Origin of the sequence: Polaribacter sp. Z014, assembly GCF_023555435.1 — a bacterium.
Taxonomy (GTDB): domain Bacteria; phylum Bacteroidota; class Bacteroidia; order Flavobacteriales; family Flavobacteriaceae; genus Polaribacter.
In genome coordinates, this window is the sequence record NZ_JALCZP010000065.1 from 1 (window position 1) to 1977 (window position 1977).

Consider the following 1977-nt stretch of genomic DNA (forward strand, 5'->3'; position numbering starts at 1 on the left):
TTAACCGAAGGCAGTTGCATTTTTACTCACTTCAATTTTCCTGCGGAAAATAGCCGTTCATAAAAATCGCAACTTTCCATAACACAACAACGTTGTAAACAATTTAGACCAACCTAAAACAAGATAGAAATATGGGAATGATTGGAAATGTTATCAGAGTATCTCAAGAAGAATTAAATGGCTTTTTGAACAACTCTGAATCCCTTGAAAATAAAATTTATGCGGACGAAAGTTATGAATCTGAATGGTTTCTTGATTTGGATAAATCTTGGGACGGAATTAATTACATTCTGACTGGAGAAATAATTGGAGGACTTGAAAACGAACCGAATGAATTACAAAGAGCTCTTTTCAGTTTTCAAATTATCGACGAAGAACAAGACCTTGGATATGGACCAGCTCAATATCTAAATCCGAATCAAGTGAAAGGAACATATTCTGAATTAGAAAAAATAACAGATGAAGTTTTAAAAAGTAAAATAAATGGTTCTGAAATGAACGAATTTGGAATTTATCCTGAAATTTGGACTGAATCGGAATCTCACGAATTTCTAATTGACAGTTTCAAAGAATTTAAAGAGTTCTATAAAAAAGCATCTGAAAATAACGAAGCCATAATTACATATTTGAATTAAAAACTGTTTACAACACCGTGTATAATTAATTGCTTTTAAGTGCTCATCTGGAATATTCCTTCGGAATATTCTCAGGCTCGTACCTTTTTGTTAACTTACTCGCTAAACCACGCAACTAACCATACACAAGACCGTTACCCAACATTTGGAAAATAACCAGAACAATAATCATAATTTTATAAATTATTTTACTTTTAAGTTGTAAAAGAAAGGAAAATCTTAAGCAATTAATAGAAATACAAAGTTTGAATACAATTCTGATTATAAAAAAACAAATAGAGGAATGGACAATATTGTGCTGATATAAGTTTTTATAATTCAACTATAAAAATTTCATCAAATTGCATTTTAAAAATTAAAACATATTGAAAATTATGAAAAAAACTAAACTAATTCTTGTTACTACGTTTCTTCTTTTAACAACAGTACTTTTTTCACAAGACATAAATCGATTAGTTGAAAATAACGGCTTCAAGAAAATTAAATTAAACTCTAATATCTATGATTATGTAACAGATGGCTATTATGATTTCGTTAAGAATACGCCTAAAAACAATCCAGACTATCATATTAGAGAAGTATTTGATTATGTTTACGCTACAGGAGATTTGAAAAAAATCGTTGATATTACTATTAGTTCAATATATGTAAAAACAATAAATGATACTATTTACGAAATTAAAGTTTATATGCCTTCAAACACAGAGATCTATGATATGCTGAATATGGCATTCGGAAAACCGACAAGGGAAATAACTAATCGTTATGCAAGTGATTATGGAATTGGCTCGGGTGATGCATACTACTGGGAACCTAAAAACTCTTCTATAAGTTTGAAATTTTTTTTTGGAGAAGGTATTTATTGTTCTATAACCTATACCAATGAAACTCTGAAAGAAAGTGGTGTATTACAAAAGAAAAAAGAGCAAAAAAAGAAAGCTCAAAATGGGTTTTAGTATAAATTTCATTAAAATTATAAAATAAAAATATGACTACAGTAAAAGAATTAATAAGAGAATTAGAAAAAATGCCGAAAGATTTAATTGTTCTGTTAAATAATAATACCGAAAACGATGATGTATCTGTATATTTTACAAATATTAAGGTCGAACAGCACAAAATAACTTTTCCAACAAGTGAATCAAAAAGTAAACAGAAATTTATATTACTAAACCAAGGAGGTCTGATTTAAAAGTTATAAATAACAAATTTAGAAATATAGTAAAGTTGAAAGTAAAAACGTTGGGTAACACCGTATAAACTTTATTGCTGGTTTTAGCTCACTTGGGAAATTCCTCCGGAATTTCGCCGTTCGTGTTTTATTTACTAAATTCACTGCTTA

3 protein-coding genes are annotated in these 1977 nt (G+C 28.7%); all 3 read left to right on the forward strand.

The window, feature by feature from the left end; all coding sequences use genetic code 11:
- The first annotated feature begins 137 nt into the window (after window positions 1-137).
- The 3 genes from MPF19_RS18855 (at window position 138) to MPF19_RS18865 (ending at window position 1827) form a co-directional block, all read left to right on the forward strand.
- Window positions 138-635 (forward strand): YfbM family protein, encoded by a 498-nt coding sequence (locus tag MPF19_RS18855; protein WP_284041595.1) that lies wholly within the window; start codon window positions 138-140, stop codon window positions 633-635.
- Window positions 636-1009: 374 nt separating this feature from the next.
- Complete coding sequence (locus tag MPF19_RS18860; RefSeq protein WP_249989826.1) at window positions 1010-1591, forward strand: hypothetical protein; 582 nt, start codon at window positions 1010-1012, stop codon at window positions 1589-1591.
- Between the two features lie 32 nt (window positions 1592-1623).
- A complete protein-coding gene (locus MPF19_RS18865) occupies window positions 1624-1827 on the forward strand; it encodes a hypothetical protein (protein ID WP_203395222.1) in 204 nt (67 codons plus the stop codon).
- Window positions 1828-1977 lie beyond the last annotated feature (150 nt).